This window comes from Austwickia sp. (genome assembly GCA_016699675.1).
GTDB lineage: Bacteria > Actinomycetota > Actinomycetes > Actinomycetales > Dermatophilaceae > Austwickia.
The window spans coordinates 1,645,109-1,664,407 of record CP064985.1 but is presented as its reverse complement, the minus strand read 5'-3'; the positions used below and the strand labels follow the sequence as shown (position 1 = coordinate 1,664,407).

Here is a 19,299-nt window from a genome sequence, read left to right as displayed (position 1 = left end):
TCCCGTCGGGGCCAGGACGTCCGTGCGCGGGGAGTGGGTCAGTACTTGAACTGGGCCACCAGGGCGGCGAGTTCCTCGGCGCGGCTGCGCACGTCGCCCGCGGAGTCCACCGTGCCGGACGTGAGCCGGATCGTCTCGCTGTAGCCCTCGGCGGACTTGCCGATGGTCGACGCGATGTCGTCGGCGCCGGTGGCCACCTCCTGGACGTTGCGGCCCATCTCGTTCGTCGTGGCGGTCTGCTCCTCCACGGCCGAGGCGATCGTGGACTGGGTGTCGTTGATCCGGGCGATGATGCCACTGATCTCCGCAATCGCGGTCACCGCGGCCTCGGTGTCGACCTGAATCTGCTCCACCCGGTGGCTGATGTCCTCGGTCGCCTTGGCCGTCTCCTGGGCCAGGTCCTTAACCTCATTGGCCACCACCGCGAAGCCCTTACCCGCCTCACCGGCCCGGGCCGCCTCGATCGTCGCGTTCAGCGCCAACAGGTTCGTCTGCTCGGCGATGCTCGTGATCGACTTGATCACATCACCGATCTGCGCGCTGGACTCGCCCAGCTTGGCCACCGTCGCGTTGGTCTGATCGGCCACCTGCACCGCGCTGGCGGCGACACCCGCCGCGTCGTTCGCGTTCTTCGCGATCTCCCGAATCGACGCCGTCATCTCCTCGGTGCCCGCGGCCACCGTCTGCACCGAGCGGGCCACGTTCTGGGCCGTGTCGGCGATGGCGTGGGCCCGGGTGGAGCCATTCTCGGCGTTGCCCTTCATCTGCTGCGACTGGGACTGCAGGTCGGTCGCCTCCGTCGAGACCGCCGACGCGGCGCTGGCCACCTTGGCGAACACGTCCCGGACCCGCTGGCGGCTGCGCTCCACGGCCTGCGCCATCGTGCCGAGCTCGTCGGCGGAATCCACCTCGCACGGGACCGTGAGGTCGTCCTGGCCCATCGCGACGACGGAGCGCTGGACGGCGGTCACGGCGCGCAGGATGCCGCGGGTGATCACCACGGACAGGACCAGCAGCGCGGCGCCGATGATGAGCACCGAGGCGATGAGCGCCACGCGGGCGTCCCGCTCGGCCTCGTCGGCGGCCTGCTCGGCCTGGGTCAGCCGGTCGTCAGCGGCGACGGTGAGCTGGTTGGCGACGGTGACCAGGGCGGTGGCCACCTTGATCGAGTCGTTCATGACCAGGGTGTCGCCGGCCTTCAGGCCGGTGGCGGAGTTCTGCCGGTACGCCACGGCCATCTGGTCGCTGACCTTGACGAAGGCGTCGAAGTTCTGGCGCATTTCGGCGAGGTAGGCCCGACCCTTGTCCGACAGTCCGTCGGTGGGGAAGGCGTCGAGCTTCTTCTGGGCCGCCGCGTGCCGGGTCAGGTAGTTCTTCCGGGCGTTCGCGTCATCCGCCATCGCGGCGGGGGCGCCGTTCACGTGGACGTCGACCGCCGTGAGGTTCTTCCATCCGTTGAGGCTGGCCATCTGGTACGTGAGGTCGGTCGCCGCTTTCTCGATGACGGACATGTTGTGCACCTCGGCCCGGGCCGCTCCTAGTCGGGACAGGCTCCACAGGTTCACCCCGCCCAGCACCAGGAGGCCGACGATCCCGAGCACGCCGATCCCGAGAATCTTGGTGCGTACGTTCAACCGACCGACCAGCGTTCCTGATCGCTTCGAGCTCCGTGCTCGGCCGCGGCAGTGGGCGTCCCCATGCTGATGTCCCCTCGTGTGCTCGATGCCGACGCGGGGAGCACCTGCGCGGTGTGTCCCGCCCGGATGGCGGTCGGCGGTCGTTCGCCCGCCCGTACCGAGGTGCAAATCGACTGCCATCCCGAGATATTGAGGCCTTTAGCGGTTTTGGTGATGGGGTTCACGGCTCTGCGGTGAACGGCCATTCCCCCGCCCCCGCGATAGCCTTCGGCCGTGCCCCTCGCCGTCGTCGCGCTGGTCGGCGCCGTGATGGCGTACGGCTGGTCCGGCCTGCGGTTGGCCGCCGGGGCCCGCGGACCCGGATCGCCCCTCGCCTCGCGCGCGTGGTGGGCCGGTACGGCGTTGCAGGGCGCCGGCTTCGCGCTGTCGCTGATCTCCCGAACCACCCTGCCGCTCCTGCTCGTCCAGGCGGCCATCGCCGGAGCGCTCGCGGTCACCGCGGTGCTCGAGCACCTCAGCGGCGTGCGGGCCCTGGACCGGCGCACGGGCGCCGCGGTGGTGGCCGTGACCGCGGGAATCGCCGGCATCGCCGCCGCGGTCGTGCCCGGCCCGGCACACGACGTACGGTCCGAGGTCGTCGTCCTGTTGTGGGCGCTGCTCGCGTTCTGCGCCGCCGCAACCCCGGTGGCCGGTCGTCCCGGACTGCTCGGCGCCCTCGCCGGGACGGCGTTCGGGGTGGGCGCCGTGGCGGCTCGGGTGCTGGTCGGGACGGGCCTGGAGCCGGTCCAGGTGGTGCGGTTCTGGGCCTGGCCGGCGAGCCTGTGGCCCGTCGCGCTGCTCATTCCCGCGGGGATCGTCCTGGGCCAGTGGGCGCTTACCCGCGGGCTGGCGCGCGGCTCCTCGGTCGCTGCCCTGGGCGCCGACTACCTCCTGGCGACCCTGCTGCCCAGCGCCGTCGGCCTGCTCCTGCTCGGCGAGGAGTTCCGGCCCGGAGCGTGGCCGCTCGCGGTGCTCGGCGGCCTCGCCGCCGCCTGGGGGGTGCGCCGGCTCTTGGACGCCTGACCAGGGAGGTTGCGGGGCCGCGCCCGCACGAAGAGGCGCGGAACACGGGACCAAAGCCACGTCGCGAGGGGGGTCGCGGTGGTTATCTAAGGAGGTACCGGCCGCGGCGTCGGCCGATTCCCCTGGGCAGGAGGCGCAGTGATGAAGGTGGCGGTCAAGTACGGCGCGTTCGAGCAGGAACCCGTCGTCGATGAGCGCGGCGAGCTGCTGGGGCAGTCGGCGGGCGTGACGCTGATCCGGCGCCTGCTGCGCCTGTTCCCCGACCCCATCCTCATCGGGTCGCACACCCGTCGCTGCCAGGGCTTCGACATGATGCCGCTGAGCTTCATCGACGCCGAGAACACCCTGGTCATCAACATGGACGTCATCGACTCCATCGCGGTGTGGCAGACGCTGCACAGCTCCGGGGCCGAGCCCAAGCTCATGAACTTCGAGTGGAAGAACCCCTCCGTCTACCACCACCGCGTCAACTTCGCCGCCATGGGCCTGTCGTTCGCGATGTTCCCGACGTTCTGCAACTCGGCCCGCACGGCCGCCGAGGTGCGCGAGGTCGTCCGCAAGTGGACGATCCCGCCGCTCGCCGAGAAGGCGAAGATCGCGTGGGTCAACCTCGGCGTCCACGTCGAGCGCGTCCAGCCGCGCGTCGCCACCGACGTGCCGGTCATCCTGTACCCCGCCATCACCATGGACTCCCGCAAACAGCCGGAGAAGTTCATGGACATCGTCGACCGCGTGGCCCGGAAGACCCCGGTCCGCGTCGAGGCACGCCTGCACGAATCGCACCTGGTCAGCGACCTGGCGATGAACCTGTCGCTAAAGAAGTACGCCTGGGTCGGCCCGCTCACCTCGACTCGCGAGGCCTACTGGGACGCGCTCGCGCGGACCACCGCGTTCCTCGCGACCGCGGCCGAGGAGTCCTACGGCCTGGAGTACGTCGAGGCCCTGCTCGCCGGAGCCGTGGGCATCTTCCCGGACCGGCCGTGGGCGCACGCGCTGGTGCCGCAGGGCTACCCGTTCCTCTACGGCGACTCCGCCACCGCCGAGCGGATGCTGCTGCGTGCGGTCAGCGAGCCGGACGCCTGCCGCGCCGAGCTCGACCGGCTCGTCGAGGGCGGCTCGTTCGCCGACTGGATCCGCGCGGCCCACAACGACGACGACTTCGAGAAGGCCATCGTCGCCAAGACCACGGAGTGGTTCGGGGCCTGATCTCGGCTCTGAACTGGGCCTGATCTGCGCCTGCGCAGGACGCGGGCTGGGGAGGCGACGGCGCGAGTCCCCGGGACGGCGCTGGGCCGGCGCGCGTCCGGCACGTATCCTGCAGGTACGCCGTGTGGCGTCACACATGCGGTCGGATCTGGAGGAACGTCGTGAGCGCGGTCACCGCGAGCATCCTCGTCGGCACGAAGAATCGGGTGGATCTCGGCATCCAGCCCCGCTGGATCGTGCTGTTGCACGAGGCCAACGGCTACGCCTGGCACCTGCTGCGGCTCCAGCTGTCCAGCGGAGACATCGTGGCGCCGCCCAAGTTCGGGCTTCGCGACCGGGGAGCCCCCGGCACGCGCGCGGGGCTCGACGCGCCGCCCGGGATCCTGTGGCGCGCGGGTCAGGACGGCGACGTGGTGGGCGAACTCGCCCTCATTCTGCACCTGCACGCCGCACACACCCCCGAGGTCATGGGGGCGGTCCGCCACATCGATCCGCTGGCCAGGCGCCGCGTCGACCTGGCCCACCTCAGCGACCGGCAGCGCGGCGACCTCGCGAACGCCGTACGCATCGCGCGGGAGACCGGCGGCGGCCTCTACCTGGCCGCGACCATCCTCGCGGGCAGCCGACTGACGGAGGAGGACCTGCTCGCCCTGCCGGAGTGGGAGATCAACCTGGCCACGACGGTGCTCTCCCGCGACTGGGTGCGGGTCGACGGGGGTCACCTCGAGGTGACGGACTACCGCATCCCCGACGAGCCCGAGCCGGAACCGGAGCCGATGTTCGGCAGCGTCGCCTTCCGTGGCCCGGACGGTGCGCTGTACGCCGAGTACACCTAAGGCCCGGGCGGTGACGACCGGGCCGACGACGGGTACGTCGTGAACCTGCGCGACCGGGACCCGGCGCAGGCCACGCCGCCCACTCTCGCGTCGCCCCCGCGCCCACGAACACCGCGCCCACGAACACCGCGCGCACGAGCACGACGCCCACGAGCACGGCGCCCGCGGCCCCGCCGCCGGCACGACCCGCCGAGGTGCCCCCGGCAGCGGCGGCAGCGGGGCCGGAGCCCGCGGCCGATCCCGCGCCGTTGTCACCCACCGAACTGGCCCACGCGCGACGGTTCGGCGTACGACGGGCCGGCACCAGCGGGCGCGCCCGCGTCGAGCGGCGGGAGCGGGAGCGAGCGGCCCGCGCCGAGGTCATGGCCGACGAGGACCCTGGGTTGGACTCCGCGAGGGGCCCCCAGGGCGGCAATTGGCTGGACACGTTCCTGCAGGACTGACCCGGACCGCGCCCCGTCGGAGGCTGGCGCAGGTTAGTCCGGCCACACCCCGGAGCTGCCGCGACGATGGCTCCCGACCAGGTGCGTGTCGACGATGCCCACGGCCTCCATGAGGGCGAACATCGTGGTCGGCCCGACGAAGCGGAAGCCGCGGCGGCGCAGTTCCTTGCTCAGAGCGATCGATTCGGGGGACGTGCTGGGGACGTCGGCCAGCGTGAGCGGCCGCGGGGTATCCTCCGGCTGGAAGGACCAGATGAGCTGCGCCAGGCCGCCGTCGGGTCGAAGCGCCACCGTCGCCCGGGCGTTGCCGATCGTGGCCTCGATCTTGGCGCGGTTGCGCACGATGCCCGCATCGCCCATCAGCCGCTCCACGTCGTCGTCCCCGAAGGCCGCCACGGCATCGGGGTCGAAGCCGGCGAAGGCCGCCCGAAACGCCGGCCGCTTGCGCAGGATGGTCGCCCACGCCAGCCCCGCCTGGAAACCCTCGAGGCAGAGCCGCTCGTAGAGGCCCTGCTCGTCGCGGACCGGCATGCCCCACTCGGTGTCGTAGTAGTCCCGCAGGAGAACGCTGGTTCGGGCCCACCCGGGCCGGGGCAGGCCGTCGTCGTCGACCGCCAGATCGGGCCCCGCCAGATCGGGCCCCGTCAGGTCGCCGCCCGCCAGCTCGACGCCCGCGGGCTCGGCCACTGCCGCCGCTGCGGGCGGCGCGGATGGCGGGGGCGCGGATGAGGAAGACGCGGGAGTGTCGCTGTTGCTCACCGGCTCAGCTCAGCACACGCGGACGCGCCGAAGCGAGGCGGTCTTCGCGGGCTGTGAATGGGCGGCCCCGGGGCCGGGGTGTGGACGGAGGCCTGCGCGGGTCAGCCGCGCGGGCGCAGGGACAGCCAGGTGCGGGAGAGGTGGAACTTGCGGCCGCTCATCTGGATGGGGCGCAGCCCGACGACGTGCTCCTTGATTGTCGACACCCAGGGACGCAGCCGCATCTGGTCGGCCCAGCGCGCCTCGTCGTGCGGGAACTCGCGCGGGATCGCCCGCATGATGATGCTGACGGCCTCCTCGCCGGAGACCTCGTCGACCTCGAAGACCACTTCCTCGCCCACGAGGACGGCAGAGAGCTTGCTGCCCTCCGCCGTACGGAAGACGATTTCCCCGTTGTGCACGGCGTAGTTGATGGGTGCCATGTCGAGGTGACCGTCCACCGCATACGCCAACCGGCCGAACTCCAAGCGCCGCAGCGTGTCCCAGCAGTCCTGCTCGGTGAGCACCTCCATGGGCGACGACGCGGTCGCGGCAGACGGGGTTGTCGTCTCCGACGGGGTCACCGGTACCTCCTTCGTGCAGGGCGCACTCGGGTGGTGCACTCTCCTCAGCCTAGGGTTGAGCGGAGCCTAACGGCAGCAACCGCCGGCACAATCCGCCCATCGACCACTTCCGCCCCAGTGCGAGGGCAGTCACGCAACTGCTCCGCCACACCGGGCCCGACCAGGTCAGCATGGCAGGGCCGCGACTGGGGCGCCCTAGCTACTCGCGGCGCCGGGCGAGGTACGTCACGGGCGCGGTCAGCCGACGGCATACCCTGGAAACATGACCGCCAACCCTCCGGCGAACCTGGCAGGGGCCCCCGAAGCCCAGGCCAGTGAGTTCGCGCACGCCTTCGGGGAGGCGGTCACGGCCTCGGGCTTGAGCCTGGACGCGATCCGGCGAGCCCTTGCCGACCGCGGGCACCAGCTGTCGGTGGCCACGCTCAGTTATTGGCGTTCAGGGCGACGCCGACCGGAACGCGCCTCCTCGTTGGCCGCGTTGGAGACGCTGGAGGAGATCCTCGACCTGACGCCGGGGGCCCTGATGGGGCTGTTGCCGGGGCGCGTGGTCCCCGCGACGTACGACCTGGACGGTCTCTACGAACTGAACGGGGCCAACCGCGTCATGGCCCAGCTGGTGGAGCGCCTCGGGCTCACGTACGACGACGGCCTGGAGCGGTTATCGCACCAGGATCTCGTGGAGCTGGACGCGACGGGCCGGCAGGTCCGCAACCGGCTCCGGATGCTGGTGCGCAGCCTGCGCGACGGCACCCAGCGGTTCCCGATCTCGTTCTGGCCGGAGGAGGAGGCCGCCGACGGGGTTCCCTACACCCCGCCAACGGTGAAGCCCCTCATGGGCTGCACGCTGGGGCGTTCGATCGTCTCACCCGACGATCGGCTGCTGATGATGGAGGCTGTGCTCGACCACCCGCTGGACGAGGGCGAGTGCCTGCTCATCGAGTTCGAATGCACGCCCGGCGCCCGCCCGGCGGTGTCGAACCGGTGGGAACGCGGGGTGCTGCGTCCGCTGCCGCTCTACCTCGTCAGCGTCACCTTCCATCCCGACCGCATGCCCACGACCGTGGAGCGCTTCGAGCGCCCGATCCGCAGCGAGGTTCCCAAGTCGACGCCGGTGCTGGTGACTTCGCCGTGCGTGACGGTGTTGTTCAGCGACGTCGTACCGGGGGTGGCCGGGCTGGTGTGGCGGTGGTGACGGCGGCCCGGCGGGCCCCGCGCAGCCGCCCCCGACCCGGCGGTGAACCAGTCATCACGCCAAAGCCCGGGGGAGACCCGCTGGGCTCCGCTAGCTTGGCCTGAGCCGCGTCCGCTCAGACCAGAGGAGATGCCCATGACCGCCCAGGACGACTACGCCGCGAAACGGCGCCCCGCCCACGACGTCGTCGACCTGATCCGCGACGGCGACACGGTGGTGGTCCCGACCGGCGCCGGCGAGCCCCCGACCATCCTGGAGGCGCTCTCGGACCGGCGCCGCGAGAAGCGCGGCGTGACCGTGGCCCAGATCCTGCCGCTGCGCAAGTTCGGATACATCGACCCCGAGACGGTCGAGAACGTGCGGCACACGGCGTACTTCCTGAACGCCCCCACCCGCGCGGGCGCCCAGGAGGGCTGGATCGAGTACTACCCGCATTTCTTCTTCGAGTCCGCCTCGTTCATCCGGGAGGGCTACTTCCCCTGCGACGTCGCGGTGACGATGGCGTCGCCGATGGACAAGCACGGCTACTTCTCGATCAGCCTGGCGACCGACTATACGATGGCGGCGCTGAAGAAGGCGCGCACGGTCATCCTGGAGGTCAACCCGGGGGTTCCGTACGCGTACGGCGACTGTCACCTGCACATCGACGACGTCACCGCCATCGTCGAGGACGACCGCCCGGTGACCGCGGTGGGGCTGCCGCAGATCGGCCCGGTACAGAAGGCGATCGGCGGGTACGTCGCGGACATGATCCCGGACGGGGCAACGCTGCAGATCGGGTACGGCGCCATCCCCGACGCCGTGGTCATGCAGCTCACCGACCGGCGCGACCTCGGCGTCCACACCGAGATGATGGGCGACGGCATCCTCACGCTGGTCGAGGCCGGCGTCGTCACCAACGCCCGGAAGAACGTGGACCGCGGCCACATGCGCGCCACGTTCGCCCTCGGCAGCCAGCGCCTCTACGACTTCATGGATCACAACCCGGCCGTGCAGATGCACCCGGTCGACGTGGTCAACGACCCCTTCCGCATCGGCCAGCACGACCTCATGCACACCGTCAACGCGACCATGCAGGTCGACCTCATCGGGCAGTGCTGCTCGGAGACGATGGGCCCGACGCCGTACTCCGGCACCGGCGGGCAGTGCGACTTCGCCCGCGGCGCGAACCGGTCGGCCGGCGGGAAGGCGTTCATCGTGCTGCCCTCGACCGCGAAGGACGACACGATCAGCCGCATCGTCCCGACGCTCACGACGGGCGCGCACGTCTCCACCGGCAAGAACGACGTGAACTACGTGGTCACCGAGTACGGCGTGGCCCAGCTGCGCGGCCGCACCAACAAGCAACGGGCCCGGGCGCTGATCGACATCGCGCATCCCAAGTTCCGCGACGAGCTGACCGAGACGGCTCAGCGACTGCGGCTGCTCTGACGCTTGCCGCGCGGCCGCGCATCGGGGCGGCCGTGACACCGTGACGCCGTCCCGGCCGCGACTCCATGACGCCGGGCCGGCCGCGACGCCGGGTCGGCAGTGACGCCCGGCTACCGTTGCCGCGCGGACTGGTCGTCGGCACCCATAGCGTCGGTGGGTTGAGGGGCCGCGAACAACGCGCGCCACCAGCGAGCGAACCGCGTCGGTCGGCGTGACGCTTTCTCCCGCGGACGAGCGAGTTCCGCGGTGTCACTGAGCTTTTCGGCGTCGTTCGCGGTCTCGTCCGCGGCGCGCATCGCGCGCCAGGCCGTCACCATCTCCTCCACGTCGAGGCGTGGCGCGACGGGGGGCATGGCCGCGCCGCGCACGGGGCGGAGCCGGTCCTGCACCACCCGCTGGTTGAAGTCGCGGACCAGCTCGCGGACCTGATCCTCGGTCCGGATGTCGGCGAGCGCGGCCGGGTAGGTTTTGGCCTCGCGCCGCAGCGCCAGGGTCGGGTGCAGGGCCTGGGAGGTGTCGATCCCCTCCCGGCGTACGAGGCGCTTGATCCACCAGTCCGGATCGTCGGGATTACCGAGGTCGAGGGGCTTGCCGATGCCTGGCAGGTCGGCGAACTCACCCCGCTCCGTGGCCTCGCGGATCTGCCGCTCGACCCACGACTCCCACTGCGACATCCCCCCATGATGGCGCGGCCGGGTGGCGCTGCTCGCGCGGGCCTGGTGAGCAGGGCGCTCGGACCCTGCCAGTCGGACGCCTGACCTGCACGGTTGTCCCCGATGGCGTGCGACAGTGGGGGGCATGGCCGTCGACCCAGCGCCGCCGCAGGCCGCCCGCGCCGCCGCTCGAGCGCGGGTCGAAGCGGACATCGTGCGGGTGGCCCGGGCCCAATTGGCGCAGGTCGGCCCAAGCGAGCTGTCGGTGCGGGCCGTGGCGCGCGAGCTGGGGATGGGCTCGGCGAGCATCTACCGGTACGTCGCCAGCCGCGACGAGGTGCTGGGCCGGCTGCAGGTGGCGATGTACGCCGAGCTGGCGCAGCACGTCGAGGAGCGGGAGGCCGCCGTCGCCCAGGTGTGGGCGGCCAAGTCGGCGGGGCGGGTGCGCCCGGACGCCGTACTGGCCCGGTGGCGGGCCATCTGCGGCGCCGTCCGGGACTGGGCTCTCGCGCACCCGCACGACTACGCGCTGGTCTACGGGCCGCCGGTGCCCGGCTATGCGCCACCGACCGAGGCGACCGAGGCGGCGTCGCGGGTGACGGACGCCTTCCTGCGCTGCCTCGTCGCCGTGGATGAGCTCGGCCTGTTCCCGCGGCCGGTCCCCGGGGTACGCGAGGGAGACGCGCTCGCCGCCGTGCGGACGAAGGCCGCGGCCGTCGCGGTGTCCGGCCGTCCGCCGCGGGAGGCCGTGCTCGCCCGCGGGGTGCTCGCGTGGGGGTCGGTGCTGGGGGCGGTCTCGTTCGAGCTGTTCGGGCGGTACGCCGGGAGCATCGACGACCCGGGAGCCTGGTTCGGTCAGGCCGTCGACCTGCTGGCGGCCGATCTGGGGCTGCCGGTCTAGCGACGCTGTGACACTTTCCCTAGCGGTCCTGGACGTCGCGGTGTTGCCACCGCCCCGAGAGCGCGGGCGGCAGGGCATGTCCGCGGGCCACCGTTCGCTCGGCCCAGCCGGGTGGGATCCAGGTGCGGCCGAGGAACTGCGGATGCTGCGGGTGCCGGTCGCGCGCCCAGAACGTGAACACCAGCTCGGCCCAGTCGGACTGTAGGATCCACTGGACCGACTGCGGGTGCGCGTCGGCGTCGAAGCAGACGCGACCGGGGCCGACGAGTTCGGCGGCGAGGATCGCGTGCCAGCTCCATGCCTGCAGCCCGCCGCGCCCGCGCAGGGTGAACCCGTGCTGGGACACCCACAGTTGCCCTGCGTCGATCACCTTCCAGCGGGGCATGGCGTCCGCCGCGGCGCGGGACCGGCGCGAGGCGTTGCCGATGGCCCGGGCAGCCGCCACCGTGCCGGTCAGGGCGATGCCGGCCGGTCCGCCGGCGAAGAAGAAGCCGGTGCTGCGCTCGTAGGTGCCGTCGCCCACGGCGCCGAAGTCGTAGAGCTGGTAGGCGCCGGAGCCGACGAACCGCTCATCGGGGGCCAGCTGCGGCGCGAACACCACGGGGACGGTTTCGACCTGGTCGAATCGGCCCACGTCGAGCAGCTCGTTGACCAGGAGCGTCCTCCAGATCGCCGCGTCCTGCTGGCGCTGGGCCTGCTCCTCCGGCCCCGACAGCCTCCCCATGCGGTCACCCCCACCGCGTCGCGTACCCGCTCGAGCCATCCAGGCCCAGGGCCATTATCTGCGCCCCGCTACCCGGTGCCTTGCCTGGCGCGTGGTCAATTAGTGCCCATCCCAACGGAATTCGGCGACCTCACGGGGTTAGCCGGCGCAGCCGCTACCGCCATTCGCCTGGGCGGTCGGATCGGGTTTGTCCTTCGGCGGCAGTGTTGGCATGATGGGACGGCGCGCGCGAGTGGCGGAATAGGCAGACGCGCACGGTTCAGGTCCGTGTGCCCGAAAGGGCGTGGGGGTTCAACTCCCCCCTCGCGCACCAAAGGCTGGTCAACGAATCAGCCGGAAAAGATGGACGAAACTCCCGGTCGGGTCATCCGGCCGGGAGTTTTCGCGTCTGGTGTCGCGCCGATGTCGCTCCGGCACTCGGTCAGGACGCCGTCGGCAGTCGAAGGGCCCCCTCGTCGGGCCTTCAAGGGCGCTGATCAGGCGCCAGTCGGGCGCGGTGAGGCGCAGTTGTGCAGCAGGTTGCTGCACTTTCTGCTTTCGGTTCGGCGGCGAGTGCTCTCGCGCCGCGTGGCGTTGGATGCTCGGTCGTCAGGGTGGGTCGGTGCCCGAGGCGAGTCGTCTCAGCAGGCTGGCTTTGGGCTTCTTGCGGTTGGCCCGTGGGATGCGGGGGTGGTCACTCTGGTCGAGTGGCTGCTCGCCGAGGAAGGCGACCCAGGGGTCGTCGATGCCGCGGGCGTCGTACCAGTCTTGGATGACGGTGAGGTTGGTGCCGAAGAGGGAGAAGGCGGCGGCGATGCCTTGGCCGGCGCGGTTGCGGACCTGGGTGTAGAGGCGGACCAGCTTGCCGGCGTGGACGCGGGCTTGGGAGATGCCCTGCTCGGCCATGTTGCGCCGGCCGTAGCTGGCCTTCCACTTGGTCGTCATCCACAGGTCGCGCTGGCGGAGCTTGATGTCGTCCTCGGGGCCGAGGGTGAACGTGGTGGAGCAGATGCACGGCTCGCCCTTGACGCACCGGGTCTTCGGCAGCAGGGACCAGCGCATCGAGCGCGGCGAGTTGGGGCAGCGGACCCGGCGGACGTGTTTGTGAGCGGGTCCGCGGAAGCGTTGCCGACCGGCCTCGTCGATCGCGGTCAGTGGCTGACAGGCGAAGGGTTGGAGCCGGTCGTAGATCTCGTGCTTGCGGACCTTCTCCTCGGTGGTGTCCGAGAGCTTCGGCGTGGGCAGGTCCGTGTAGAGCGCCTCGGGGGTGCCCTTGGTGAAGACACCGCCGTTGATCATGAGGACCTGGTCGTTGGTCCACGCGGTGTGGATCTTCCGGTCCTGGGTCTTCAGGTCGATGATCTGCTCGATCCCTGCTCGCCGCAGTGGTGCAGCGAAGTCGTCGTCGCTGCCTTGGCTGATGCCGCGGTCGACGGCGCACTCTCGGACGGGAACGCGCTGGTGCCACCACAGGACGAGCCCGGCGGTGACTCCTGCCCGGTCTGAGGCCGCCGCGCGGATTCCTGCGGCGAGGACGACGGTTGGCGCGGGTGGTGGGGGTGTCCGGGAGGTGGGCCGGTCGGGCGCGTTGGTGACGACTGTGAGCTCCTGACCGGTGAACCACGAGCTCGGGTGACTCGGTGTGGCCGTCCGGTGTCCGATGCCGGCGTCGGGGTCGGCGCATTGCAGGATCTCGCCGGTGCGCTTGTCGACGAATCCTTGGGGCCGTGCGGGGGATTCGAAGTCCATGCCGTCGGCAGCGACCGTCGCGGTGGTGATGAAGCCCGGCGGCAGGGCGGCCGAGCAGATGAGGGACATGACGGCGTCGAGGTCGAGAGTCTGGGCGTCTTGGTGGTCGTTCGCTGGGAGTGTGATGCCGTCGCGCGCGGCGCGGTCGAGCTTGAGAGCGGCGCGCTCGACCTGGGAGTAGGACACGGGACCGGGGATGCCGAGGTCGCGGCGCTGGGCGGCGTTGAGACTGACAAGAAGGTCCGCGATCCGGGTTCGGTACATGTTGGTCGGGTCCACGCGGGCATGGAGGCAGCACGCGATGAGCAGGGCGCGGAAGGGGATGTTCCTGGGACGCCCGGTCCGGGCAGTGAGGGCGTCGGCGATGGAGAGCAGCTCGGGCGAGTTGTCGACGGCAGCCGTGGCGTAGCGCAGCTGGTCGGCCACGGTCCGTTTGCGTGGCCGCCACCGCGGCTCGAGTGTCGTCTGTGCCGTCACGATCGTCGCGTCAGTCCAGGTCCGCCAATTGCCGGTTGGTCATGGCTTGGGGCGGTTCGGTGAGGAAGGGCATCAGCAGCGTGAACGCGCGTGTGGTCTTCAGGCCGGCGTGCCGGGCGAGGACGGTCAGATGCACGCCGCGGTCGAGGTGGTGCACGAGCCAGGTGCTGCGTAGGCGCTCGGTCTCGAGCCGCAGGTCGGTCGGTGTGTCGATGGCGCGGATGGCGTTCCATGTCCTGGAGCGGTCCCATTCGCTGGCGCGGAACCCGGCGAAGTTCTCCAGTGGGTGCTCGGCAGCCAAGCGATGCAGGGTCTGGGCGTCGTGGTCGCGCACCACGACCTACCGCGCCCGGGTCCCGTGGACCTGCAGCTGAGTCAGACCGTCGACGATGCGCAGATCCGATGGAGTGGCCGTCAGGCACTCGCGTGCCCACAGGCCGACGCCGAGGCCGAGTGCGAGAACGGCGTCGAGCCGACGCTGCTGATGTCGAGTGGGCAGCCGAAGAGATCGCAGTCGTTGCTCGTCCCTGGCGCTGTAGGGCGGATGGCGCAGGCGTTGCGGCAGCATCGGTTCGGGCGCGGGCCATGGCGCCTCCTCGGTGAGGGCGCGACCCATGGTCCGAAGGACTGCCCGCCTGGTCGCTGTCGACGGGGTGGACAGCTCCGGGCAACCGATCTCGGCGTAGCGGCGGATGTTGTCCGGCGCGAACACCTCTTCTCGGTCCAACGGAATCCCTTCCCGCTGTGACCACGCGGCAAGAGCGGTGACGGTCCGAAGCCACTCGCGAGCTCGGTGTGGCCCATCCGGGTCGAGGTCACGGACAGCGGCGCGGACGAAGTCGGCGACGACCGCCCACTCCTCGCGGGTGGCCAGGTGGGGGCGGTACTGCTCTATGGCCTGGGCGGCCGTGAGCGCCGGCTGACGGCGTTGCTCGTTGACACGGCGGTGGGCAGGGCGAGACGATGGCATGCAGAAGCTCCTCAGTGAGACGGGTAGTTTCGAAGCGGACCACGAGGTGCGAACTCGATGTCCGAGCGGCTGGCCGGGAGTGCGAATCCCGGCCTTTGCCGTATCTGGGCGCGTCGTCGGGCGCCGACCTGGATCGCCTACGTCATCGGCGGCCCCGGGGGACATCGAGAGAACTGCGCAGGAGCCGGGCCGCTACGCGGCTGACCGGCTCGTGGGTCGAATGGGCCTGGTCGAACAGGGCAGCCGCGACCGCAGCTGGGAGGCGGATCTCGAGGCGCACCACGTCATCGACGCCGAGATCGCGGTCATCCCGACGACGTCCCGTAGCGGCACGGCGCAGCCGCACCTGCGATCTCTCCTCGTCTCCCATCACCCTTCTCCTGCCGACCTTCTGAAGCTGCCTGCCGCCTCCGGCGGCCCTTCTCCTGCGCGTCTCCCGACGCACTCGGCAGGTGGTCGGCCTGCGGGGTGTTGGTGACCTCTACGGTAGCGACGCGACTCGCCACGTTCCAGAACCCGGCGCCGCACGGTGCGTCGCGACGGTGCGTGGTCGTCAGTGGCTTCTGTCATCCTTCTCGGCTGGCCACCGCGGTCGGCAGCCAGCCGGGCTCCTCCGGCGACGAGAGCAGCTGACCCATGGATACCCTGACCCATGTGATCACCGGAGACCTCAAGAGCAAGATCGACCGCATCTGGGACGCCTTCTGGTCCGGCGGCATCAGCAACCCGATCGAGGTCATCGAGCAGATCACCTTCCTCCTCTTCGTCCGGCGCCTCGACGAGCTCCAGACCCTCAAGGAGAACCGCGCTCGCCGTCTGAAGGGGCCGGTCGAGGACCCGACCTTCCTCCCCGGCCAGGACCACCTCCGCTGGTCCCGCTTCAAGAACGACGACCCCGCCGTCATGTTCAAGGTCGTCGGCGAGCAGGTCTTCCCCTTCCTCCGCCAGCTCGCCGGTGAGGACTCGACCTACTCCGACCACATGCGGGATGCCCGCTTCACCATCCCCACCCCGGCGCTGCTCTCCAAGGTCGTCGACATGCTCGACGACGTCCCGATGACCGACCGCGACACCAACGGCGACCTCTACGAGTACATGCTCGGCAAGATCGCCTCCGCCGGCCAGAACGGCCAGTTCCGCACCCCGCGTCACATCATCCAGCTCATGGTCGCGATGACCGCGCCGACGCCGACCGACGAGATCGTCGACCCCGCCTGCGGCACCGCCGGATTCCTCGTCGCCGCCTCCGAGCACCTGCGGGCCACCCACCCCTCGGTGATGACGGACGCGGCGCAGCGTCGACACTTCAACCACTCGATGTTCCACGGGTACGACTTCGACAACACCATGCTCCGGATCGGGAGCATGAACATGCTGCTCCACGGCATTGAGGCCCCCGACATCCGCTACCGCGACAGCCTCTCCGAGGGCGCCGCGTCCGACGAGGGCCGTTACTCGCTCGTCCTCGCGAACCCGCCCTTCGCCGGCAGCCTCGACTACGAGTCGACGAGCAAGGCACTCCTCAAGGACGTGAAGACGAAGAAGACCGAGCTTCTCTTCCTCGCCCTCTTCCTCCGCCTTCTCAAGCCCGGCGGCCGGGCCGCGGTCATCGTCCCCGACGGCGTGCTCTTCGGCTCGAGCACGGCGCACAAGACGCTGCGCAAGCGGCTCGTCGAGGAGCAGAAGCTCGACGCCGTCGTCAAGCTCCCCTCCGGTGCTTTCCGTCCGTATGCCGGGGTGTCGACCGCCATCCTCTTCTTCACCCGCACCGACTCCGGCGGCACCGATGACGTGTGGTTCTACGACATCCAAGCTGACGGCTGGTCCCTCGACGACAAGCGCTCACCTCTGCTGTCGGAGCACAAGGTGGGGTGTATGCCGTCAGCGTCGCTGTCGCCGGACGAGCACCTGCGCAACAACCTGCCCGACGCACTGTCCCGATGGGGTTCACGGGCAACGGAATCGGAGCGATCGCGGACGCGGACCGAGCAGAGCTTCCTCGTCCCGAAGGCCGACATCGTCGCCCAGAGCTATGACCTGTCGCTCAACCGGTACAAGGAGGTCGTCCACGAGGAGGTCGAGCACCGCGACCCCTTGGAGATTATCGCCGACCTCGACGCCCTGGAGCTCGAGATCCAGCAAGGCTTCGCCGACCTCAAAGCGATGCTCAAGTGAGACCCGGCTGGACCACGGTCACTCTCGGTGACATCTGCGAGTTCAAGTATGGCAAGGCGCTCGCTGCATCGGTGCGTGTCCCAGGTGACGTGCCGGTATACGGCTCAAACGGACAGGTGGGCCTTCACGACAAGGCCGCCACGGACGGCCAGGCCATCATCATTGGCAGGAAGGGGTCGTTCGGCGAGGTCAACTTCTCTGCGGTCCCCTGTTGGCCCATTGACACCACCTACTACGTGGATCAGAGCGCCACCGAGCAGGACCTGGGATGGCTCCGCCACATCCTCCCGAACCTGCGGTTGACCGAGCTAAACCGCGCTGCGGCAGTGCCAGGACTCAATCGCGAAGACGCCTATCGACGGGAGCTTCAACTGCCGCCGATCGAGGAGCAGCGCCGCATCGCCGCCATCCTCGACCATGCCACAAAGGCGCTCGACGCAAGGGGCCGTGCCATCTCCCGCCTCGGGGAGGCTGTCTCCCAGGCATTCGTCGCTGAGTTCGGACACCCTCTAACGAATGCGAAGAGTCTGCCTTTGCGCAGGCTAGGGTCGATTGGCACTTTGACGACTGGCAATACGCCCCCGCGCGCCGATGCTTCGAACTACGGCGGTCAGGTCGAGTGGATCAAGTCCGGCGACATCCTGGACTCCCAACTTCACCCCGTGACTGCCGCGGAGCGACTCTCTGATTCCGGCGCCACCATAGGTCGCATTGCACCCACAGGCTCTGTTCTGGTGGTCTGTATTGCGGGCAGCCGCAACAGCATTGGCAGAAGTGCCCTGCTTGACCGTCACGCCGCCTTCAACCAGCAGATCAACGCCGTCACGTTGAGCGACGGAAGCCCCCGGTTCTTGTTGGAGCAGCTCCGACTGGAGCCGGAGATCGTCCGCGCCAAGTCCACGGGCGGAATGAAGGGACTCGTGAGCAAGTCGGCTCTGGCTTCCGTTGAGGTGCTGTGGCCGTCGCCCGCCCAACAGGCTGACTTCGTTCGTCAGCTGGAGGTGCTGGATCGGCTGAGCGCCGGGATGAAGGAGTCCCGACGCGCGATGGACCAACTGCTCCTGTCCCTGCAAGCGCGGGCGTTTTCGGGGAGGCTGTAGGTCATGCCGGTGCACATGGGGATGTGGCGGATTGACGGGGACACCCCGAGGCGGCTGAGTTCGGCCACCTTGCCGTCGGAGGCGACGTTGGAGCAGTACCTAGAGAAGGACCCCTCGTTGCTCAGTGACCGCCTCCTCGTCATCGGACGGCAGGTGAAGACTCCGCATGGCAAGTTCATCGATCTGCTGGCCATGGACGGCGAGGGTAACCTCCACGTCCTCGAGCTCAAGCGCGACAAGACCCCTCGCGACGTCGTCGCGCAGGTCCTCGACTACGGCTCGTGGGTGAGCACCCTCGATCGGGACTCGATCCTCGAACTCGCCAACAACCATCTTGACGTCCCGTTCGAGTCAGCCTTTGAGGACGTCTTCGGCACCTCGGCTCCCGACGAGCTCAACGCCACCCTGCAGCTGACGATCGTCGCGACCGACCTCGACCCGGGGTCCGAGCGGATCGTTACCTACCTCCGGACGTTTGGCGTGCCGGTCAACGCGGTCTTCTTTTCCTACCTCGAGGACGACGGCCGTCGCTACCTCACCCGATCCTGGCTCGCGCGAGATGACGAGAGCGATGGCAGTGGCGCCTTCTCCGTTAAGAGCAAGAAGGGCAAGCGTGCCGAGTGGAACGGGACCGACTGGTTCGTCTCCTTCGGCGACGATCCCGCGGGCCGCTCGTGGGCGGACGGACAGAAGTATGGCTTCGTCAGCGCCGGTGGCGACCCATGGTACTCACGAAGCCTGCGCAATCTGCCTATCGGAGGACGGGTCAACGTGCATATCCCCGGTCGCGGCTATGTGGCGATTGGTGAGGTCGCCGGGACGCCGCAGCGCTTCGATCACGCTGAGGTGACGGTCGACGGGATGCCTACCGCGCTGACGAGTCTGCCCCTGCGCGGCACCTATCTCCGCAGCAAGGAAGGAGGGCCAGAGACCGATGAGATCGGGGAGTGGGTCGTGCCGGTCCGCTGGCTCACGTCCGTCCCGGCCGAGCAGGCATACTGGGAGAAGGGGATGTTCGCCAACCAGAACAGCGCTTGCAAGCTCCGTCAGGAGTTCACCCTCGACCGCCTCGCTCAGCACTTTCGGCTCGGCGACGGGGAAGCGTCGTGACTTCTGGTGGCTGGGACTTCCTCCAGGACGCCTTGGATATCGACCTACGTGACGAGGTCCAGCGGGCGAGTCGGCGACAGATCGATGCTCGCAGTTCGATGTCCAGGATGGTGGACTTGGCCTTGGAGCGCGGGTATGCCAACAGCGTCGCGGACCTCATTGACCAAGCGGCGAACCTACGGCAGCACAAGCTATTCAACGCTCTGCTGACGGCTCTCCAACGGCCCCATGCTGACTACCTGCTCCCGGCCCATGAGTGGGAGGAGCGATGGCATCGACGTGTCCTACCCAATGAGCACCCCATTGTGTTGCTGGTCCCCTTCGCGCCCGTG

General features: G+C 69.8%; 18 protein-coding genes and 1 tRNA gene. 11 read left to right on the top strand and 8 right to left on the bottom strand.

Going from position 1 to position 19,299, the window contains the following annotated elements; all coding sequences use genetic code 11:
- Positions 1 to 38: 38 nt before the first annotated feature.
- The gene (locus tag IPK37_07655) at positions 39 to 1,511 is read right to left on the bottom strand and encodes a HAMP domain-containing protein (GenBank protein QQS02739.1); all 1,473 of its coding nucleotides are present in this window, start codon (positions 1,509 to 1,511) and stop codon (positions 39 to 41) included.
- A gap of 399 nt (positions 1,512 to 1,910) precedes the next feature.
- Between IPK37_07655 and IPK37_07650 the strand changes: the two genes are divergently transcribed.
- The 4 genes from IPK37_07650 (at position 1,911) to IPK37_07635 (ending at position 5,184) form a co-directional block, all read left to right on the top strand.
- Positions 1,911 to 2,699 (top strand): hypothetical protein, encoded by a 789-nt coding sequence (locus IPK37_07650; protein QQS02199.1) that lies wholly within the window; start codon positions 1,911 to 1,913, stop codon positions 2,697 to 2,699.
- A gap of 141 nt (positions 2,700 to 2,840) precedes the next feature.
- Positions 2,841 to 3,905: a glycosyltransferase family 1 protein gene (locus IPK37_07645; protein ID QQS02198.1), complete on the top strand. Its 1,065-nt coding sequence runs from the start codon at positions 2,841 to 2,843 to the stop codon at positions 3,903 to 3,905.
- A gap of 161 nt (positions 3,906 to 4,066) precedes the next feature.
- Complete coding sequence (locus tag IPK37_07640) at positions 4,067 to 4,741, top strand: hypothetical protein (GenBank protein QQS02197.1); 675 nt, start codon at positions 4,067 to 4,069, stop codon at positions 4,739 to 4,741.
- Between the two features lie 248 nt (positions 4,742 to 4,989).
- Positions 4,990 to 5,184: a hypothetical protein gene (locus tag IPK37_07635; protein ID QQS02196.1), complete on the top strand. Its 195-nt coding sequence runs from the start codon at positions 4,990 to 4,992 to the stop codon at positions 5,182 to 5,184.
- Positions 5,185 to 5,217: 33 nt separating this feature from the next.
- On the opposite strand, the gene IPK37_07630 is transcribed toward IPK37_07635, so the two are convergent.
- Both IPK37_07630 and IPK37_07625 read right to left on the bottom strand, forming a co-directional pair.
- Positions 5,218 to 5,832, bottom strand: coding sequence for a DNA-3-methyladenine glycosylase I (locus IPK37_07630; protein ID QQS02738.1), 615 nt, complete (start codon positions 5,830 to 5,832; stop codon positions 5,218 to 5,220).
- 212 nt (positions 5,833 to 6,044) lie between these two features.
- Entirely contained in the window at positions 6,045 to 6,506 is a 462-nt protein-coding gene (locus tag IPK37_07625; GenBank protein ID QQS02195.1) for a pyridoxamine 5'-phosphate oxidase family protein, read from the bottom strand.
- 262 nt (positions 6,507 to 6,768) lie between these two features.
- Here IPK37_07625 and IPK37_07620 point away from each other — a divergent pair, with 262 nt between their 5' ends.
- Entirely contained in the window at positions 6,769 to 7,698 is a 930-nt protein-coding gene (locus IPK37_07620; protein QQS02194.1) for a hypothetical protein, read from the top strand.
- Positions 7,699 to 7,833: 135 nt separating this feature from the next.
- Positions 7,834 to 9,129: an acetyl-CoA hydrolase/transferase family protein gene (locus tag IPK37_07615; protein QQS02193.1), complete on the top strand. Its 1,296-nt coding sequence runs from the start codon at positions 7,834 to 7,836 to the stop codon at positions 9,127 to 9,129.
- Positions 9,130 to 9,239: 110 nt separating this feature from the next.
- Here IPK37_07615 and IPK37_07610 read toward each other — a convergent pair whose 3' ends face one another.
- Entirely contained in the window at positions 9,240 to 9,803 is a 564-nt protein-coding gene (locus IPK37_07610) for a DUF1992 domain-containing protein (protein QQS02192.1), read from the bottom strand.
- 124 nt (positions 9,804 to 9,927) lie between these two features.
- Here IPK37_07610 and IPK37_07605 point away from each other — a divergent pair, with 124 nt between their 5' ends.
- Positions 9,928 to 10,683, top strand: coding sequence for a TetR/AcrR family transcriptional regulator (locus IPK37_07605; protein QQS02191.1), 756 nt, complete (start codon positions 9,928 to 9,930; stop codon positions 10,681 to 10,683).
- A 19-nt stretch (positions 10,684 to 10,702) separates the two neighbouring features.
- Here the strand turns inward: IPK37_07605 and IPK37_07600 are convergent, their stop codons facing one another.
- Positions 10,703 to 11,407 carry a hypothetical protein gene (locus IPK37_07600; protein QQS02190.1) on the bottom strand — a complete coding sequence of 235 codons (705 nt, stop codon included), beginning with the start codon at positions 11,405 to 11,407 and terminating at the stop codon, positions 10,703 to 10,705.
- Between the two features lie 226 nt (positions 11,408 to 11,633).
- On the opposite strand from IPK37_07600, the gene IPK37_07595 reads away from it, so the two are divergent.
- A tRNA-Leu gene (locus IPK37_07595) sits at positions 11,634 to 11,720 on the top strand.
- A gap of 275 nt (positions 11,721 to 11,995) precedes the next feature.
- Here IPK37_07595 and IPK37_07590 read toward each other — a convergent pair.
- The 3 genes from IPK37_07590 to IPK37_07580 form a co-directional block, all read right to left on the bottom strand.
- The gene (locus IPK37_07590; GenBank protein ID QQS02189.1) at positions 11,996 to 13,561 is read right to left on the bottom strand and encodes a hypothetical protein; all 1,566 of its coding nucleotides are present in this window, start codon (positions 13,559 to 13,561) and stop codon (positions 11,996 to 11,998) included.
- A gap of 61 nt (positions 13,562 to 13,622) precedes the next feature.
- Entirely contained in the window at positions 13,623 to 13,949 is a 327-nt protein-coding gene (locus IPK37_07585; protein ID QQS02188.1) for a hypothetical protein, read from the bottom strand.
- A gap of 3 nt (positions 13,950 to 13,952) precedes the next feature.
- Complete coding sequence (locus IPK37_07580) at positions 13,953 to 14,582, bottom strand: hypothetical protein (GenBank protein QQS02187.1); 630 nt, start codon at positions 14,580 to 14,582, stop codon at positions 13,953 to 13,955.
- Positions 14,583 to 15,236: 654 nt separating this feature from the next.
- Between IPK37_07580 and IPK37_07575 the strand changes: the two genes are divergently transcribed.
- The 3 genes from IPK37_07575 to IPK37_07565 are packed head-to-tail and all read left to right on the top strand — an operon-like array spanning position 15,237 to position 18,967.
- Positions 15,237 to 16,757 (top strand): SAM-dependent DNA methyltransferase, encoded by a 1,521-nt coding sequence (locus tag IPK37_07575; GenBank protein QQS02737.1) that lies wholly within the window; start codon positions 15,237 to 15,239, stop codon positions 16,755 to 16,757.
- Positions 16,754 to 17,857, top strand: coding sequence for a restriction endonuclease subunit S (locus tag IPK37_07570; protein QQS02186.1), 1,104 nt, complete (start codon positions 16,754 to 16,756; stop codon positions 17,855 to 17,857). Before IPK37_07575 ends, IPK37_07570 begins: the two co-directional genes overlap by 4 nt.
- Before the next feature lie 3 nt (positions 17,858 to 17,860).
- Entirely contained in the window at positions 17,861 to 18,967 is a 1,107-nt protein-coding gene (locus tag IPK37_07565; protein QQS02185.1) for a DUF91 domain-containing protein, read from the top strand.
- Positions 18,968 to 19,299: the final 332 nt, after the last annotated feature.

Bases quoted from the DNA above. Each gene is read 5' to 3' on its own strand.
- IPK37_07655 (QQS02739.1), bottom strand. From the start codon at position 1,511: ATGTCCGTCATCGAGAAAGCGGCGACCGACCTCACGTACCAGATGGCC.
- IPK37_07645 (QQS02198.1), top strand. From the start codon at position 2,841: ATGAAGGTGGCGGTCAAGTACGGCGCGTTCGAGCAGGAACCCGTCGTC.
- IPK37_07620 (QQS02194.1), top strand. From the start codon at position 6,769: ATGACCGCCAACCCTCCGGCGAACCTGGCAGGGGCCCCCGAAGCCCAG.
- IPK37_07615 (QQS02193.1), top strand. From the start codon at position 7,834: ATGACCGCCCAGGACGACTACGCCGCGAAACGGCGCCCCGCCCACGAC.
- IPK37_07610 (QQS02192.1), bottom strand. From the start codon at position 9,803: ATGTCGCAGTGGGAGTCGTGGGTCGAGCGGCAGATCCGCGAGGCCACG.
- IPK37_07605 (QQS02191.1), top strand. From the start codon at position 9,928: ATGGCCGTCGACCCAGCGCCGCCGCAGGCCGCCCGCGCCGCCGCTCGA.
- IPK37_07600 (QQS02190.1), bottom strand. From the start codon at position 11,407: ATGGGGAGGCTGTCGGGGCCGGAGGAGCAGGCCCAGCGCCAGCAGGAC.
- IPK37_07580 (QQS02187.1), bottom strand. From the start codon at position 14,582: ATGCCATCGTCTCGCCCTGCCCACCGCCGTGTCAACGAGCAACGCCGT.
- IPK37_07565 (QQS02185.1), top strand. From the start codon at position 17,861: ATGCCGGTGCACATGGGGATGTGGCGGATTGACGGGGACACCCCGAGG.